Origin of the sequence: Pedobacter sp. Bi126 (assembly GCF_918698245.1) — a bacterium.
Taxonomy (GTDB): Bacteria; Bacteroidota; Bacteroidia; order Sphingobacteriales; family Sphingobacteriaceae; genus Pedobacter.
This window is the reverse complement of sequence record NZ_CAKKMS010000004.1, coordinates 318,637-335,469: the sequence shown is the minus strand read 5'-3', so window position 1 is coordinate 335,469 and position 16,833 is coordinate 318,637. Positions and strand designations below refer to the sequence as shown.

14 protein-coding genes are annotated in these 16,833 nt (G+C 37.1%); 10 read left to right on the top strand and 4 right to left on the bottom strand.

The window, feature by feature from the left end:
* Window positions 1-9 precede the first annotated feature (9 nt).
* From LQ201_RS16270 to htpG, 8 genes are all read left to right on the top strand, one after another.
* Window positions 10-1,110, top strand: a complete 1,101-nt coding sequence (locus LQ201_RS16270) for an efflux RND transporter periplasmic adaptor subunit (RefSeq protein WP_230144497.1) — start codon at window positions 10-12, stop codon at window positions 1,108-1,110.
* Window positions 1,107-1,502, top strand: a complete 396-nt coding sequence (locus LQ201_RS16265; protein ID WP_230144496.1) for an efflux RND transporter permease subunit — start codon at window positions 1,107-1,109, stop codon at window positions 1,500-1,502. Before LQ201_RS16270 ends, LQ201_RS16265 begins: the two co-directional genes overlap by 4 nt.
* Window positions 1,502-4,612 carry an efflux RND transporter permease subunit gene (locus tag LQ201_RS16260; protein WP_230144495.1) on the top strand — a complete coding sequence of 1,037 codons (3,111 nt, stop codon included), beginning with the start codon at window positions 1,502-1,504 and terminating at the stop codon, window positions 4,610-4,612. Before LQ201_RS16265 ends, LQ201_RS16260 begins: the two co-directional genes overlap by 1 nt.
* A 1-nt stretch (window position 4,613) precedes the next feature.
* Window positions 4,614-5,924 carry a TolC family protein gene (locus LQ201_RS16255; RefSeq protein WP_230144494.1) on the top strand — a complete coding sequence of 437 codons (1,311 nt, stop codon included), beginning with the start codon at window positions 4,614-4,616 and terminating at the stop codon, window positions 5,922-5,924.
* Window positions 5,925-5,941: 17 nt separating this feature from the next.
* Window positions 5,942-6,805, top strand: coding sequence for an N-acetylglucosamine kinase (locus tag LQ201_RS16250; protein ID WP_230144493.1), 864 nt, complete (start codon window positions 5,942-5,944; stop codon window positions 6,803-6,805).
* 115 nt (window positions 6,806-6,920) lie between these two features.
* A complete protein-coding gene (locus tag LQ201_RS16245; RefSeq protein ID WP_230144492.1) occupies window positions 6,921-7,313 on the top strand; it encodes a PleD family two-component system response regulator in 393 nt (130 codons plus the stop codon).
* A gap of 106 nt (window positions 7,314-7,419) precedes the next feature.
* Window positions 7,420-8,157: a DUF4241 domain-containing protein gene (locus LQ201_RS16240; RefSeq protein ID WP_230144491.1), complete on the top strand. Its 738-nt coding sequence runs from the start codon at window positions 7,420-7,422 to the stop codon at window positions 8,155-8,157.
* Window positions 8,158-8,581: 424 nt separating this feature from the next.
* Window positions 8,582-10,468, top strand: coding sequence for a molecular chaperone HtpG (htpG, locus tag LQ201_RS16235; RefSeq protein ID WP_230144490.1), 1,887 nt, complete (start codon window positions 8,582-8,584; stop codon window positions 10,466-10,468).
* Window positions 10,469-10,614: 146 nt separating this feature from the next.
* Here htpG and LQ201_RS16230 read toward each other — a convergent pair whose 3' ends face one another.
* Both LQ201_RS16230 and LQ201_RS16225 read right to left on the bottom strand, forming a co-directional pair.
* The gene (locus LQ201_RS16230; RefSeq protein ID WP_057933126.1) at window positions 10,615-11,109 is read right to left on the bottom strand and encodes a type I restriction enzyme HsdR N-terminal domain-containing protein; all 495 of its coding nucleotides are present in this window, start codon (window positions 11,107-11,109) and stop codon (window positions 10,615-10,617) included.
* Window positions 11,110-11,130: 21 nt separating this feature from the next.
* Window positions 11,131-11,505 carry a hypothetical protein gene (locus tag LQ201_RS16225; RefSeq protein WP_215130574.1) on the bottom strand — a complete coding sequence of 125 codons (375 nt, stop codon included), beginning with the start codon at window positions 11,503-11,505 and terminating at the stop codon, window positions 11,131-11,133.
* A 377-nt stretch (window positions 11,506-11,882) separates the two neighbouring features.
* On the opposite strand from LQ201_RS16225, the gene LQ201_RS16220 reads away from it, so the two are divergent.
* On the top strand, window positions 11,883-12,626 hold the full coding sequence (locus LQ201_RS16220; protein WP_108198032.1) for a LytTR family DNA-binding domain-containing protein: 744 nt from the start codon (window positions 11,883-11,885) through the stop codon (window positions 12,624-12,626).
* Between the two features lies 1 nt (window position 12,627).
* Here LQ201_RS16220 and LQ201_RS16215 read toward each other — a convergent pair whose 3' ends face one another.
* Window positions 12,628-12,771: a hypothetical protein gene (locus tag LQ201_RS16215; RefSeq protein WP_230144489.1), complete on the bottom strand. Its 144-nt coding sequence runs from the start codon at window positions 12,769-12,771 to the stop codon at window positions 12,628-12,630.
* Window positions 12,772-13,165: 394 nt separating this feature from the next.
* On the opposite strand from LQ201_RS16215, the gene LQ201_RS16210 reads away from it, so the two are divergent.
* The gene (locus tag LQ201_RS16210) at window positions 13,166-14,029 is read left to right on the top strand and encodes a sensor histidine kinase (RefSeq protein ID WP_230144488.1); all 864 of its coding nucleotides are present in this window, start codon (window positions 13,166-13,168) and stop codon (window positions 14,027-14,029) included.
* Here LQ201_RS16210 and LQ201_RS16205 read toward each other — a convergent pair.
* A complete protein-coding gene (locus LQ201_RS16205) occupies window positions 14,026-16,824 on the bottom strand; it encodes a lantibiotic dehydratase (protein ID WP_230144487.1) in 2,799 nt (932 codons plus the stop codon). The genes LQ201_RS16210 and LQ201_RS16205 overlap by 4 nt on opposite strands.
* Window positions 16,825-16,833 lie beyond the last annotated feature (9 nt).

Below are 16,833 nucleotides of genomic sequence, written 5' to 3'. Positions count from 1 at the left end.
AAAAGAAACATGAAGAAAAGGTATATTATCTATGCTGTTTTAGCTATAGGCTTGGCTTATTTGGTCTATTACAGAATTAACGCAAATAAAAAACTCGAAGGGAAAGGCGGGCCATCTGCCGGGGCAGGAAAAGGTAAAGCTGGTGGTAAAGGGGGCGCTTCTGCACCATTGGTAGTTGATGGGATCATCGTAAAGCCGGTATCCTTTGATAATGACCTGGAGGTAACCGGTGCCATTGATGCAAACGAATCTGTTGTATTAAAAAGTGAAGTATCAGGATTGGTTACCGGTATCTATTTTCAAGAAGGTACAACGGTATCGAAAGGAAGTGTACTGGTTAAAGTAAACGACAGAGATATACAGGCCCAATTGCAGGATGCACTAACCAAACAAAAACTTTCCGGAACAAATGAAAACCGGGCAAAACAGCTTTTGGCCAAAGGTGCAATCAGTCAGGAAGAATATGATACAGCACTAGCCGATTTAAAATCGTTACAGGCGCAGGCACAATTAATCAGGGCACAACTGGCAAAAACGACTATCCGTGCACCTTTTACTGGCAGAGTGGGTTTACGTAATATTTCTGCAGGAACATATTTAACACCAGCCACCGTAATTGCCAATTTGGTAAGCACGAACCCGGTTAAAATTACATTTTCTGTTCCTGAAAAATATGCCGGACAGATTAAACTGAATTCGGAAATTACCTTTACTACTGATGGTTCTCCTAAAGAAAACAAAGGAAAGGTTTATGCCATTGAACCTGGAATTAACGCTGCAACCAGAACATTACAGATCAGGGCTCTGGCTCCAAATGCCGATAATCTGTTATTACCCGGCTCGTTCGCCAAAATTAAACTGGCTTTAAACACCCTTCAAAATGCTATTCTTATCCCTAACGAAGCAGTTATTCCTGTTTTAAAAGGTAAGATTGTTTATATCCAAAAAGATGGAAAAGCACAAGAGGTTAAAGTAGAAGCAGGTACACGTACCGATGAAAATATTGTAATTACCTCAGGATTAAAAGCTGGCGATACGGTTTTGACAACCGGATCGATGGCATTAAAGAAAGATGCCCCGGTAAAAGTTCATTTAGTTAAACAATTATGAGTATCTCAACCACGGGTATCAAAAAAGTAGCCTTTATTGCCGTCGCAAATATGGTTTTTGGCCTGGTTAGCTGTAAGCAAAGCCCTAAAGAGCGTGCAGTGATGCAGGTACATGTATCGTATGCTGAGGCAGATTCGGCTACAGTAATGAAAATTTTAGACCCTTTGCAAAAAGAAATTTCAAAAATCAGCAATATCCATAAAATATTAACTTCATCCCAAAAAGGTGCTGGCAACATTATCGTTGAATTTAACATGGATAAAAATATAGATAGTGCGGCTATTGAGGTACAAAACAGGCTAACTGTAGCTAACACCGGTTTACCAAAAGAAGCCAAAATATATTGTTTTAGAATGAACAACGAGCATAAAAAAAATAAATACAATCAATAATGAGTATTTCAACCACGAGTATAAAAAGGCCGGTTTTGGCCATTGTGATGAACTTATTGATTGTCCTTTTCGGGATAATCGGCTATACCTTTTTAGGTGTGCGCGAGTACCCATCTATCGACCCAACGGTGGTTTCGGTAAGGACTTCCTATCCTGGTGCCAACTCAGATATTATCGAATCGCAAATTACCGAACCTTTAGAAAAATCGATCAACTCAATTGATGGCATCCGAAATATTTCTTCATCAAGCAACCAGGGAACAAGCAATATTACCATAGAGTTTAACCTCGATAAAAATATAGAAGAAGCCGCAAATGATGTACGTGACAAGGTATCGCAGGCGGCCCGTACCTTACCAAAAGATATTGACGGTTTACCGGTAGTAAGTAAGGCCGATGCAAATTCTGACCCGATTTTATCGATGACGATCCAGAGCGATAAACGCAATACACTGGAGTTAAGTGATTTCGCTGAAAACGTAATCGCTGATCGTATCCAAACCATTCCGGGTGTAAGTAGCGTACAGATCCAGGGGCAACGGAAATACGCCATGCGTATTTGGATGGACCCGAATAAACTAAGTGCTTACGGTTTAACTTCACAAGATATTGTTACCGCTTTAGATAATGAAAACGTAGAGCTTCCATCAGGAAAAATTACCGGAGCTACTACCGAGCTAACGGTTAAAACTTTAGGAAAACTGACTAACGAAAGCGAGTTTAACAACTTGATCCTGAAAACAGATAGCAACCAGGTAATCAAATTAAAAGACGTAGGTTATGCAGTTTTAGGGCCTGAAAACGAAGAAACCATTTTACGCGAATCGGGCAGACCGATGGTGGCCATAGCCATTATCCCTCAGCCAGGAGCCAATTATCTCGATATCAGTAAAGAATTTTACAAGCGTTTTGATAAGCTAAAAGCCGATATCCCTCAAGACATTAAGCTGAAAGTTGCATTAGACAATACACTATTCATCAAACGATCGGTAACCGAAGTTGCCGAGACCATTGGTTTATCATTGGTACTTGTAATTTTGATCATTTACCTTTTCTTTAGAGATTGGGCTATTGCTTTCAGACCATTGATCGATATTCCGGTATCGTTGATTTTCACTTTCTTTATCATGTACGCCTTCGGATTTTCAATCAACGTATTGAGTTTGCTGGCCATTGTACTCGCTACGGGATTGGTGGTAGATGATGGTATTGTGGTTACCGAAAATATCTTTAAAAAGGTTGAAGAAGGGATGTCGCCTTTCGAGGCAGCCATTAAAGGATCAAATGAAATCTTTTTTGCCGTAATTTCGATCTCCATTACCCTTGCAGCTGTATTCTTACCGGTAATTTTCTTACAGGGGTTTGTTGGCCGCTTGTTTAGAGAGTTCGGGGTGGTAATCGGTGCAGCAGTACTCGTCTCGGCCTTTGTATCGCTTACTTTAACACCAATGTTAAATGCCTACCTGATGAAAAAAGGCGGACATAAACCATCCAGGTTTTACAATTGGACCGAACCCTATTTTGTAAAATTAAATGATGCCTACGAATCGAACCTGAATAAATTTTTGGATAAAAGATGGCTATCCGTTCCAATCATTTTGGTTTGTATGGGCTTAATTTTCTTATTCTGGAAGATTTTACCAAAAGAAACCGCTCCATATGATGATAGAAGTGCGATAAACATTAATGCGACTACTCCAGAGGGTGCATCTTTTACCTATACCGATAAGTTTATTATGAAATTGAACCAATTGGTTCTGGATTCTGTACCTGAAAAAAATGTGAACATAACCATTACCTCGCCAGGTTTTGGTGGTTCAGGCTCGGTAAACTCTGGTTTTGTAAGGATGGGTTTAACTGATCCCGAAGATCGTAAGCGTTCGCAAAAAGACATTGCCGATATGCTTACCCGCATTACAAAGAAATACACTGAGGGCAAAACCATTGTAAATCAGCAACCTACCATCTCCGTTGGTCGCCGTGGGGGTTTACCGATCAGTTATATCATCCAGGCACAAAATTTCGAAAAATTAAGGGAGAAAATCCCTTTGTTTATGGATGCGGTATCGAAAGATCCAACATTCACCGTTTCGGATGTGAACCTAAAATTTAACAAGCCAGAAATTAATTTAACCATCGATAGGGATAAAGCCAAAAATTTAGGCGTTTCCATATCTGCTATTGCCCAAACCTTAAATTTAGGTTTAAGTGGCCAAAGGTTTTCATATTTCTTTATGAATGGAAAACAATATCAGGTAATTGGCCAGTTCGATCGTGGAGACCGGAAAGATCCATTAGATTTGAGCTCGGTTTATGTACGTAATGATAAGGGCGAATTGGTTCAGCTCGACAATGTAGTTACTGCTAAAGAAGAAAGTAGTCCACCACAACTGTACAGGAACAACCGTTTTATCGCAGCAACTGTTTCGGCAGGGTTAGCACCCGGAAAAAGTATTGGTGAAGGTATTGATGCCATGGATGCCATTTCTAAAAAAGTATTGGATGAAACTTTCTCTACTGATTTAAGTGGAGAATCGCGGGATTTTAAAGAAAGTTCTTCAAATACCTTCTTTGCATTCGGTTTGGCACTGTTACTCGTTTATTTAATTCTTTCGGCACAGTTTGAGAGCTTTAAAGATCCGATTATTATCATTTTAACCGTACCTATGGCCGTTGCGGGTGCATTTTTATCGCTATGGTTATGTGGCCAAAGCTGGAATATCTTTAGCCAGATCGGGACCATTATGCTTATTGGTCTGGTAACTAAAAATGGTATTTTAATTGTTGAATTTGCTAACCAGTTAAAAGAAAAAGGCATTCCAATCCCCGAAGCCATACGGGAGGCTGCTGTTTCGCGTTTGCGTCCAATTTTAATGACAAGTTTGGCCATTGCCATTGGTGCACTGCCTATTGCATTGGCTTTAGGAGCTGCTGCAAAAAGTAGAATGAGTATGGGAACCGTAATTGTTGGTGGTACCTTATTCTCTTTGGTTTTAACCTTATTTGTAATCCCTGCTATTTACTCTTATTGGGCTAAACCATACAAACCGAATAAAGAATTGAAAGAAGCCCATCGTTTTGAACAAGAAGCTTTACACATAGAAGAATAAGATGAGCAAGAAATTAAAAATATTTACCCTACTACTAAGCTTATCCCTTTCGGGCTTTGCACAAGAGCAGCTGAGCCTGCAGGAAGCCATTACCATTGCTTTACAGAATAATTACGACATTAAAATCAATAAAAACCAGGTCGATATAGCAAAGAACAATGCCAATATCGGCAATGCTGGTATGTTGCCCAATTTAACCGGAAGTTATACCAATGGTGGAAGTATCCAGAACACCAGACAAACCCCTGCAACTGGTCCTGATCGGGTAATTACAGGAGCAAAAAGTACTAATAACAGTTATGGAGCCGATTTAAACTGGACCATTTTTGATGGTTTTAGCATGTTCGCCAATTACGATCGCTTAAAAGAACTGCAAAAACAAGGTGAATTAAACGCACGCCTAACCATTTTAACTACTGTAGCGGATGTAATTACAGCCTATTATGATATTGTAAGACAGCAGCAATTGGTTATAGCAGCTGATAGTGCTATGGATGTTTCAGTATTACGCACCAATATTGCCAAAACAAAACTGCAGCTTGGCCGCGGTTCTAAACTGGATGTATTAACCGCACAGGTTGATTATAATACCGATACCTCAAATTACCTACAGACGAAAAATGCCTTACAGGTGGCTAAAGTTCGATTAAACCAATTGATGGTTAGAGATATAGGCACATCGTTTTCTGTTATTAATAACATTGATGTAGACAAAGGTATCCTCTTTAGCAAAATGGCCGAAATGGCCGAGCAGCAGAACCCGAATGTACAAAACGCCTTCATCAATCAGCGGATAGCTTCCTTGACCTTAAAATCTGTACGTGGGGCAAGATATCCATCTATCAGTTTAAACTCTGGATACAGCAGGGCAAACAGCACCAGCCCGACGGGCTTTAACCAAAAGTTTGCTGCAAACGGGCTTACTTATGGTGTTACGGCAAGCCTTAACTTATTTAACGGCTTTTTACAACGCCAGCAAGAACGCAATGCAAAGATCGAGATCGACAATTCTATCCTGAATTTAAACAAAACCAAGCTTGATGTAAACGCGCAGTTGCTTACCGCTTATCAAAATTACAGCACTTACCTTGATCTGATTAAATTAGAGCAACGAAATGTAGATATTGCAAAAGAAAACTTAGATATTACTTTAGCAAAATACCGTTTAGGCAGCATAGCCCCTTTAGAGTTAAGAGAAGCACAACGAAATGCGATAGATGCACAGAACCGTTTCATCGAAATGCAATATCAAGCCAAAATTGCTGAAACAACACTGAAAGAAATCAGTGGAAATATAAATTTATCTAATTAATTTTTATATTTAGTCCCATGATACTTGTTGCAGATAGTGGCTCATCAAAAACCGATTGGATGGGCTATCATAATGGCGAAACCATTAAATTTAGCACTCCTGGAATAAACCCTTATTTCTTAAGTGAGCAAGAAATTACCAAGCTGATTTCTAAAAATGAACCCTTATTACAATATGCGAGTGAGGTGAAAGAAATCTACTTTTTTGGAGCGGGTTGTTCTTCACCAGACAAACATGAAGTAGTCTCAAATGGCTTATCAGCTGTGTTTGGTAATGCTTTTATTTCAGTAGATCACGATCTTCTGGGTTCGGTATATGCTACCTGCGGAAATGCCGAAGGCTTAAACTGTATTTTGGGCACCGGATCGAACATTTGTTATTTCGATGGAAAAAAAATCCATGATGGCCACCATGGCTTAGGTTATGTACTTGGCGATGAAGGTTCCGGTACTTTCTTTGGAAAAAAAGTGCTTTTAAGCTACATGTACAATAAAATGCCATCCAACTTAGCGGCAGAATTTAAAAAATCTTTCCCAGCAGAAAAGGAACAAATTATTACCAACGTATATCAAAAACCTTTCCCTAACATCTATTTAGCAGGTTTTAGCCGTTTCATGGCCAGCCATACAGACCATCCATTTATTCAGGATATTTTAAGAACTGGCTTTCAGGAATTCGTAGATACGAATGTTAAAGATTATCCAAAACATAAAAACGTTCCATGCCATTTTGTAGGTTCCATAGCTTATTATTATCAGGAAACATTAATTTCGGTGTTATTAGAAAATGGCATTGAGCCTGGGAAAATACTACAGAAGCCCATTGAAGAGTTATTTAATTTTATCTTAAATAAAGAAGGCATCGTACAACAAGCGAGTTAAAATCGATGTCTAATTTTTATCTACTATAAATTTATTGTTAAAATATCCTTAAGATTGTAAACATAACAACATAAACTTTTGTTATATTTTTAGCGGCATATAAATGCTAACACATATGAAGAGAATACTGGTAGTAGACGATGATATTGAGGTTTTAGAAACCATACAATTAATACTGGAAATCGGAGGATTTAAAGTTTCGGCACTAAATGATGGTGAAGAAATTTTTAACAGAATCGAAAAATTTAGCCCTGATTTAATCTTACTGGATATTTCTCTTGGGCATATCGATGGGCGTGTGCTCTGCGAGCAGTTAAAATCAATTGAAAGTACCTCGAAAATTCCAATTTTACTGATTTCTGGTTTATACGATCCAAAAGATTTTACAACCTTAAACTACGGTCAGGACGATTTCTTGTCAAAACCATTCCAAATGGATGTATTGCTTAAAAAGATCAGTAAAATTCTTTCACTGGAAGAAGATAAACCAAGTTTTCTTTTAAATTAAGTTAATCCAACATTAAAATATTTAGCCAAGAGGATTTTCAAATCGTCTTGGCTTTTTTATTTAAAAGAATAAAATTTATCTTCCTAGCGAACAAATTTTAAATACCATGATACCAAGCAATGAATGGTTAAAAACCTGGAACGAGAAACGTGCTTTATTAGCCTGCCCCAACAATTTGAATGATTATTTTGAGGAAACCTCAGTAGCTGGTAAAAAAATAGATCACCTAGAACTGGGAAGTGTTTCTATTCCAACAGGAGAAATACTGGTCAGAGATCCACTTGTATATGTTCAAAAAGATGCTGAACCGTATTTAATTAAGGTCCCTAGAGGCGAATTTCCGGTAACTGCAGCTGTAGTTGTTCCCGATGGTGAAGATTGTGCCAGATATGCTGCCGTCAAAGTGCAATTTACAGCTTATGATGCTATACGCTTTGAAGAGGCACTAATAGGCACAGAAGACCTTGTTGATTTTAACGAAGGAGAATTTTTTGGTTTTAATGTGGATGCAGGACTAGCTTGTGTACTGGATAAAGAAACGTTAAACCATTTCTGTGCATTTCAAGACACGTTTAATAAGGAGAATCCCGGTAAAAATCTGTATGATGATTACTTCGCTGCACTTTTTGCAGGTAATTATGCTGAAAACCCTGACTACCAACGTGAAGAAGGCGATTGGATCAACTGGACAATACCCAGAACTAAATATCATATCCCATTTTTTCAAAGTGGCTTTGGTGATGGTACCTACCCTGTTTATTATGGTTTTGACATTGATGGCAATATTTGCGCACTGATTATTCAGTTTATTGATCTTGAGCTGGCTTACGGAGAAGAGGCATAATTGTCCAACTTCCGATAGTGGTCTGTGGAGACACAGACCACGGAATCAAACAAAGGCGCGGAATAGGCGCTATGAGTGGAAACCCCTCCTACTGGCACAGCCCGATCTCATCTAAACCCGATGGCACGAATGCCCCCGATTAAACACTGCTTTTTTATTATGCTATTGTGTGCTTGCTTGTTTCACAGGTTTTCATCGGGGCAGCAGGTACAGCGGGACTAACATTGATTGAAATACTGGCTTTGCTTTCCGAATCATTATTTAACTGTGCAATAATAAAAACAACTAGTGGCCCGTGAGACACAGACTACGGAATCAGAAATTGGCTTCGCAATGACGACTCGCGCGGCTGTCATTTTGGCAAACAAATTCTTTTGGAACAACCCTTGTTATGCAGGATATAGATTAAACAATTTATTTACATATGAGCATACAAGAAAAAGGAAATATCTCCATACATACCGAGAATATTTTCCCGATAATTAAGAAGTTTTTATACTCTGATAACGAAATTTTTCTTCGTGAGTTGGTTTCTAACGCAGTAGATGCAGTCCAGAAAATTAAAAGACTAGGTTCATTAGGTCAGTTTAATGGCGAAGTTGGTCAACCACTGGTGCAAGTTGCGGTTGATAAGGATGCAAAAACCATTACCATTAGTGATAACGGTTTGGGGATGACTGCCGAAGAGATTAAAAAATACATTAACCAGGTTGCATTTTCTGGCGCAAGTGAGTTTGTAGAGAAATTTAAAGATGCTAAAGATGCCAATGAAATCATCGGTAAATTCGGTTTAGGTTTCTACTCAGCCTTTATGGTTGCAGATTTAGTTGAGATTCAAACTTTATCATACCAGGATGGCGCTGAACCTGCACGTTGGGTTTGCGATGGCAGTACAGAATTTGAAATTACTGAAGGCACTAAAACTACACGTGGTACCGATATTATCCTCCATGTAAACAAAGATTCGGAAGAGTTTTTAGAAGAAAGTAAACTGCAGGAAATTCTTGATAAATACGCTAAATTTTTACCTGTTCCAATTAAGTTTGGTACTAAAACAGAATCGGTTGAAGATGGCGTAGATGAAGAAGGTAAAGCGAAGTATAATGATGTTGAAGTTGATAACATTATCAACACCACCAACCCGATCTGGACAAAAGCTCCTGCAGATTTGTCAGACGAGGATTATTTAAGCTTTTACCGCGAATTATATCCATTTAGTGAAGAACCATTATTCTGGATCCACTTAAATGTTGATTATCCTTTTAATTTAACAGGCGTATTGTATTTCCCTAAATTGAAAAACGATTTCGAAATGCAGCGCAACAAAATTAAATTATACTCCCGCCAGGTATTTATTACCGATGAGGTTAAAGATATTGTTCCTGAGTTTTTGATGTTATTGCATGGTGTAATCGACTCTCCAGACATTCCGTTGAATGTATCGCGTAGTTTCTTACAGGCCGACAGCAATGTTAAAAAGATCAATAACTATATTACTAAAAAGGTTGCTGATAAATTAGGGGAGTTATTTGCTAAAGACCGTAAAGCTTACGAAGATAAATGGAAAGATATTGGTCTTTTTGTAAAATACGGGATGATCAGTGAAGAGAAGTTTTATGATAAAGCCAAAGATTTTGCTTTAGTTGGAAACACTAAAAATGAGCTTTTCACACTTCCTGAGTATAAGGAGAAGGTAACCGCATTACAGACCGATAAAAACGGCACAGTGGTTTATTTATATACCAATGATGCTGCTAAACAAGATGCATTTATCCAATCGGCCAATAAAAAAGATTACGATGTTTTAGTATTGGATTCGCCGATCGACAATCACTTTATTAATCAATTGGAGCAAAAACTAGAGAAAACATCAATCAAACGTGTTGACTCGAGTGTTGCAGATAAGTTAATCGAGAAAGATGAGCAGAACGAGCATGTTTTAACCGAAGAACAGGTAAAAGAAGTTACTGCTATTTTTGAAAAAGCCATTACCAAACCAGGTATGCATGTAGAAATTGTGGCTTTACACCCTGAAGAATTACCAGTTACCATTACCATGGATGAATTTATGCGCAGGATGAAAGACATGGCTGCAATGGGTGGTGGAATGGGCTTTTATGGCCAGATGCCAGACAACTATAAGGTTGCCATTAATGGAAACCATAAATTGGTAAGTAAAATTTTAAAAACTGAAGGAGAAGAGCAGCGCAACCTGGCTAAACAAGCGGTAGATTTAGCACTTTTAGCACAGGGTATGTTAACTGGTGCAGAATTAACAGCTTTTGTAAGCAGAAGTGTAGAATTAATTTAATCAGGAAATCCTGTTATAGTTTAAAGGGCGAAATCGATTAGATTTCGCCCTTTTGTTTTTAGGCCAAGTCCACAAAAAAAGTCCCGACTAGATCGGAACTTTTAGGCAAGAATTTTCGGGAACTCTTAGATTAAAATTAATATTGTTTAGCTTGCTATTGGTGCCTGCTTTTGATCTACGTTGAAGTAATCTTTATGGTCTTCGATCATTTTGGCAATCGTGGCCGCTTTAGTATCGGTTATTTTAAATTCGAACAATGGCTCTTGATTTTTCTTTGATCTCACCATTTTCTCTGTATAAAAGCGGTATACCAAACCATTGGTTAATAAACCATATTTAGCTTTTGTTTTACGGAAATATTTAGATAAGCGTGAATCATGGATATCTAAATTTTCAGCATGGTGTTTACATTCCACCAAAATTGTTGGTTCGCCATCTTTCATAATGGTGTAATCAACTTTTTTACTTTTTTTAACCCCGAAGTCTAGAACAGCTTCAGATTGAACCTCAGAAGGATCAAATCCTAAAATTTGGATAAAAGGCATAACTAACGCATTCCTGGTTAAATCCTCAGATTGAACTTGTGGAAGCATTTTCTTAATTCTTACGGCAAACTGCCCGATTTCGTCTTTCAATTCCATGATGTTATCTATTATAGGTAGTTAGTTTTTTAAATTGTATTGGTTAAATACCGAGTTTGCAGTGATAATAATTTGATCCAAACTTTGTTTATCAAAAAAATTTCTGTTCAACATATCGATCATATAAGTCAATTTATTGATATCAGTAGCGCGCATGGTAAACTGAAAATTTTTCATACCATCTTTTATCGCCTGCTGAACATAATTACGTACAACCAGAAAAGATTTTCTGAATGCGTATTCGCCATCTAATTGGCCCTTAACAAGGTTTTGTCCATCAAGATTGCTATATTCATTTTGCATTCTCTGGTACATATCTGCGTTGATTCCTTGATTTTTTAGAATCCCCTTGTAGTAGATTTTATTAAGTAAATACTCGTATTCGTTGTGTTTCATGTGGAGGCTTGGTAGATGTAGGGGAATGTTTCTTTTGCTTTCGGTATTTTTGTTTTTTGGTTTTAATAAATCTTTAACCCAGTATTGTATGGCCTGTTTTTAATTTTATTATCTACAGGCTACACAAGATTGGGCAGGCAGATGTTTTTCACAATTAGTAGTTTTCACTGCTAATTATTTTGTTTTTGGCAAACAGTATAAAGATTATAAAAAGAAGGGGCCTGGATAATTTTTTTACATCAACCACCCAGAATATTACACGAAACCCATGTTTTTTTACACGAAAACTGGAATAAGTTTTTTTGGCGCATTTGTTAATTCAATTCATTTTTATTTAACTTGCAGTCAAATCAAATAAAACATACATATTTATACTCATGAATCTAAAATGCGTTGTTATAGACGACGAGCAACATGCAATTGAAGTGTTAACTGACCACATTGCAGAAATGCCTGGTTTAACAGTTTTTAAAACTTTTACCAGCCCTGTCCAAGCACTTACTGAGATCAGTATTGAGGACGAAATTGATTTATTGTTTATGGATATTGATATGCCAGGAATCAATGGATTGGAACTGGCTAAAAATATCAGAGAAAAAGCAAAATATTTGATTTTCACTACTGCACATCCTGATTATGCCCTGCAGGCATTTGATGTACAATCAGATCAGTACTTATTAAAACCTATTTCCTTTGCAAAATTTGCACTAGGAATTGATAGGATTTTAAAAAAGGAAGCAAATAATACCAAGGTTACTACGAAAGAAGCCGATCAGGTGGCTGCCCTTTATATTAAAGGCGACCATAAATATGCCTTTTCTAACATTGCCATTGATGAAATACTTTACATCAAAGCGCTACAGAATTATATACAGATTATTACTAAATCTGAAACCCACACTACCTACCTTACACTCAAGGAAATTGAAAAGGCCTTAGAAAACCACGCATTTATCCGTGTTAATAAATCGAACATTGTTGCTAAAGCGGCAATTAAAAAAGTAGATGGAAATATAATCCGTTTGGTAAATAACGAGATGATCCAAATTGGCGAAGGTTATAAAGAAGCTTTCTTCGCCTATGTACAGAGCAGTTTGTTAAAATCTAATCGAAATCAATAAACTAAAGGTCTACAATCCAGCTAGTCATTACTACTGTGTGGCTTTGATCACCTGTAGTGTTAGTAGTAAAGTTGTTTTGACCTTTAACATTTTTATAAACAAAAACAGTTTTTTTTGCAAGTTTAGTAGTGTGTTGTGCTTTCATGATATTATATATTTAATAGTTATTTATTGTTGTTATTAATTTCTGTAAAGATGCAGCGTAAAATTAACCACAACTACTTTTTTACACAAAACCCCAATTTTAGGAGACAAAAACCCTATTTCAATAGATTTAAAGCGAAAAAATGACTTTTTCAACCCTCAAAATATTATATAAAAAATATAAACTTCATTTACTTATCTGGAGTATTTACATCATATATGAAGTATTTATTTTAGGTTACACTTCTAAACAATTTAGACCGGCCGGTATCTATCTGCTTATATATATCACTAATATATCTGCTTTCTATTCTCATTCATTTTTGTTAAAAAAAGTGTTAAATAACAAGAATGGAGCCTTCAGATTCTTAAAAATATCGTTACTAATATTATTCATGTTAACAGCTTATATTATTGTAAGTTATTTACTTGTAATGTTATTTGGAAAAATTGGGATAATAGAAAGTGAAAATTGGGACTTTATTGGTCGTAGTTTTATATTATCAGGTATATACAGGGCATTATTATTTATAGGTTATGCTACTGGCTATGTTTATATTATCAAATCATTTCAGGATCAGAAGAAAGTAGAAGCATTGGAACGCCAAAACCTGGTCACCCAGATAGAGAAACAGGCATTAGAGAACGATCTCGTGCAATCGCAGAATAATTATCTGCGGAGTCAGATCAATCCACACTTTCTATTTAATACTTTAAACTTTATTTATAACGACGCCCGCAAAAAGGCACCTATGGCTGCAGATGCAATTATGAATCTGGCCGAAATGATGCGTTATGCCTTAAAACGTCCTGAAGCATCAGAGATGGTTCCATTAAGTGAAGAAATTGAGCAAATTGAACACTTGATCAATCTTCATAAACTCCGAACGGCTAACACAATTAATCTGGAACTTGAGGTAACGGGCGATATGTTCGGGTTAAGATTTCCACCGCTTATCTTATTAACTTTGGTAGAAAACATATTTAAGCATGGAAATGTTTCACACTCTACTCAACAGGCCCTTATTAAAATTGCTTACCAAAATGACAACCTCAATATCAGTACCATAAACATGATTAATGATAATAAGGGCAAACAGACAGAAAGCCATCATGTAGGGATTGACAATATTAGCAAGCGCCTGAGTAATTTTTATGGTAATGATTATGTATTCAGGTATTATAAAGACCCGCTTAACCGGTATATTACTGAAATAAATGTAACTGTTGTTAACCCCTTAGCCAAGTTAAACCGTTAAGCTTTCATTGCATTTTGGCGCTGGATATCTTTTAGCAGAAAATAATACATAACCATTTCATGTGTCCGCTGATCTTTGCTGAAAAGTCTGTTTACATGCATATGCATTAAATCAGTTAATAGCTTTAGTGCATTTTCGGGAGCACATTGTTTAAGAATTTTGATGAACGAATCTGAAAACTTATCGAACTCCTGCTCCTGCGCTGTTGTTAATGCCATCCACTCTGTTTTACGAAACTCCTGGTAGTGATTGTTTAATTGTTTAAAATCGGCAGCATCTAATCGATGTTCCTCATTAAAGGTATCAGACATTATTCTCACGATCTTATTGATGGCCAGCTTATCTATAATGTTAGATTCGATAATCTTAGAAATTAAAAGACTACACAATTTATATTTGTTGAAATCATCAGTCTGAGTTTCTAAAAGCGATAATACAAATTCACTATCTACAGCAAAATGCTGCTCAACATCTTCGATCATGTTGCTGCCATAACGCTCTAACTCTCGCTTATAGGTTTTAATCTGTACATCAGACACCAAACCTGAATTTAAAAACAATTCCAGCTCATCCATAAGTTTTGATGTTAACAGCTGCCCATCCCTTAGATTGTTAAGTTGAACCCTAAACCTGATGTGGTTTCCATTTTCATTGTAGCGGATAAAAAACCACGATTTAACCTGATCAGTATGAGTGGATATGAACGGCGCAATTACATCTGTCAAAATCTGATCACCGCGTTGCTGGTGGCAATAAATTTCGAAATACAGCCATTCTTTACCTGGCAGGAAAAATCGCGTTACTTCAGCATTTGTGGATGTTTTAGCCACACCATGATAAATCTTTTCGCCATGACCTATACTTAAAACAAACTGGGCTAAATAGGGTTTAGCTGCTTCATCAACCACGATACTGTTTTGAGGCAGTAGCATTTCTTCTATGTAAGTACTCCCATGTTTTTGCAGGTATTGCAGAAAAGCATTTATATCATCGTCGTTTTGTAGTGCAAAGCATAATGTTTGATCGGATATGCCTGCTTTAAAATATTCGCTAACACCTAAATTGCTCAAGTATGACCTACAGTTGGCGACAGATAGCCACTTTTGATCGGCACCTAAAAGGACTTCTTTTTTAATCCTCCATTTATTACTGTTTAAAACTATATTTTGATATTGTAACCTTGGATAATAATCCAAATCAGGGAAAATAGTATCAAGTGAAAAGGAAAGATTTGTTTGTAAGCCTTGATGTTGCAAATCGCACAGTAACCTAAATACTGAAAGATCTGAGCGGATGTAGTTGTACGCAGAAGCCATTCTTGGAACGAGCCGTTTATTTAAATGCTTAGAGCGAAGGATGATTTCTGTGCCCCGAATTGAAATCTGTATATCATTTAAGGCAAGTGGCGATGCTGAGGTATCAAAATTTAAGATTGATAATTGATGCCCATAAATCAGTTTTCGTCTGTTTATATTATCTACATTGGCCTCAACCATATAGGCCACATCAAAAAATAAAACCTCAGGGTTTGCCTGTTGTTCTGCGCCCGCAATATCTTTAGCATATTGTGTTACATCATCGGCTGCCATTGTAAATCTTCCGCTTAATGCATTTGATGTTGCTCCACCTATCTGTTCGATAAAAATCAAATCGTCATGAACAGACATTACCATGCTAAGTGAATTAGGTAAGGCTGCCAATTTCTGATTCGGTGTCAAGGTAAGTTTGTTCAGATAAACAGTTTTACCTTTTTCGAAGCTTTGTTCCGTCAGGAAGGTTTTTAATGCCGTTTTAATATTTTCTGCCTCCGCTTTTTTCGGCGGCTTAGTATTGAAGCGTGCGATAAATTCGCTGTTTTGACCAGCTTGCTCCAGTTCATCGTAGCCTACACCCATTTCTGGATCTAGTGCCAGTAATAATGGTACTTCCTGATCTTCGAATTTCTTTTTAAACCTGATCTGAAACTGGCTAAGGGCATCACGATCTTTTGCGGGCATCATACCATGGAGTATATTGATCAAACCTGGAATAGCCTGAAGCAAACGTTCATTAATACTACCCGATAAAGCAGTGCGTTGAGCGATAAGATATTTTGGTAACTCAGCCGTAGCAGTGAGCCTTAAACGTTCAAAATAATCATCCCCTATGATATTGGGATCGTAGTTGGTAAAAACAAGCTGTAAATCGTGCATATCCTGCAGCAAAGCAAAAAGGTTTTCGGTTTCAGCATCATTTAAATTTAATTGTTTTGCCAGATCGTTAAGCCTAATCGGTGTTAAGCAAGCAGCCAATATTTGCTTTACAAAATCGTCTTGATCTAACTCAGCAAGTTCGAAAACACCATCGGTACAAGCTATATACCGGATACTGTTGGGCGTTAAATAATAACTGCTGTTACTAAATATAAGGCAGTTCTTTCGCAGCACTTCTGCCAATGGCAATTGAATATTATTCTTATAAGGCCAATCAACCAATTCGCGAACCTTTTGGGTTTCTTCAACTACTATTCTGCTTTCCGATGATTTAATGGCATTGCTCAACAAACTAAAACCAGCAAAGGTACCATATGGGGTCGACCGGAATTTCGCACGGTTAAAATATTTCCATATGGTAAAATAAACTTTAGGTGGAAGATCTTTTAGTTCGTTTGCCTTTACTTCTTTTATGGTTTCGTAAAATACTGTAGAAGATATTGCAATTGCTGCTTTTAATTCCTCCCAACAATCTACCAGTTCAGATTGATATGAAAATTTAGGTGTTCTAAAAATTACGGTTGGTTGGATATTAAGCTTCATTGAATTTAA

Coding starts and splice junctions, on each gene's coding strand:
- LQ201_RS16270 (WP_230144497.1), top strand. CDS start 10: ATGAAGAAAAGGTATATTATCTATGCTGTTTTAGCTATAGGCTTGGCT.
- LQ201_RS16265 (WP_230144496.1), top strand. CDS start 1,107: ATGAGTATCTCAACCACGGGTATCAAAAAAGTAGCCTTTATTGCCGTC.
- LQ201_RS16260 (WP_230144495.1), top strand. CDS start 1,502: ATGAGTATTTCAACCACGAGTATAAAAAGGCCGGTTTTGGCCATTGTG.
- LQ201_RS16255 (WP_230144494.1), top strand. CDS start 4,614: ATGAGCAAGAAATTAAAAATATTTACCCTACTACTAAGCTTATCCCTT.
- LQ201_RS16250 (WP_230144493.1), top strand. CDS start 5,942: ATGATACTTGTTGCAGATAGTGGCTCATCAAAAACCGATTGGATGGGC.
- LQ201_RS16245 (WP_230144492.1), top strand. CDS start 6,921: ATGAAGAGAATACTGGTAGTAGACGATGATATTGAGGTTTTAGAAACC.
- LQ201_RS16240 (WP_230144491.1), top strand. CDS start 7,420: ATGATACCAAGCAATGAATGGTTAAAAACCTGGAACGAGAAACGTGCT.
- htpG (WP_230144490.1), top strand. CDS start 8,582: ATGAGCATACAAGAAAAAGGAAATATCTCCATACATACCGAGAATATT.
- LQ201_RS16230 (WP_057933126.1), bottom strand. CDS start 11,109: ATGGAATTGAAAGACGAAATCGGGCAGTTTGCCGTAAGAATTAAGAAA.
- LQ201_RS16225 (WP_215130574.1), bottom strand. CDS start 11,505: ATGAAACACAACGAATACGAGTATTTACTTAATAAAATCTACTACAAG.
- LQ201_RS16220 (WP_108198032.1), top strand. CDS start 11,883: ATGAATCTAAAATGCGTTGTTATAGACGACGAGCAACATGCAATTGAA.
- LQ201_RS16215 (WP_230144489.1), bottom strand. CDS start 12,771: ATGAAAGCACAACACACTACTAAACTTGCAAAAAAAACTGTTTTTGTT.
- LQ201_RS16210 (WP_230144488.1), top strand. CDS start 13,166: ATGTTAACAGCTTATATTATTGTAAGTTATTTACTTGTAATGTTATTT.
- LQ201_RS16205 (WP_230144487.1), bottom strand. CDS start 16,824: ATGAAGCTTAATATCCAACCAACCGTAATTTTTAGAACACCTAAATTT.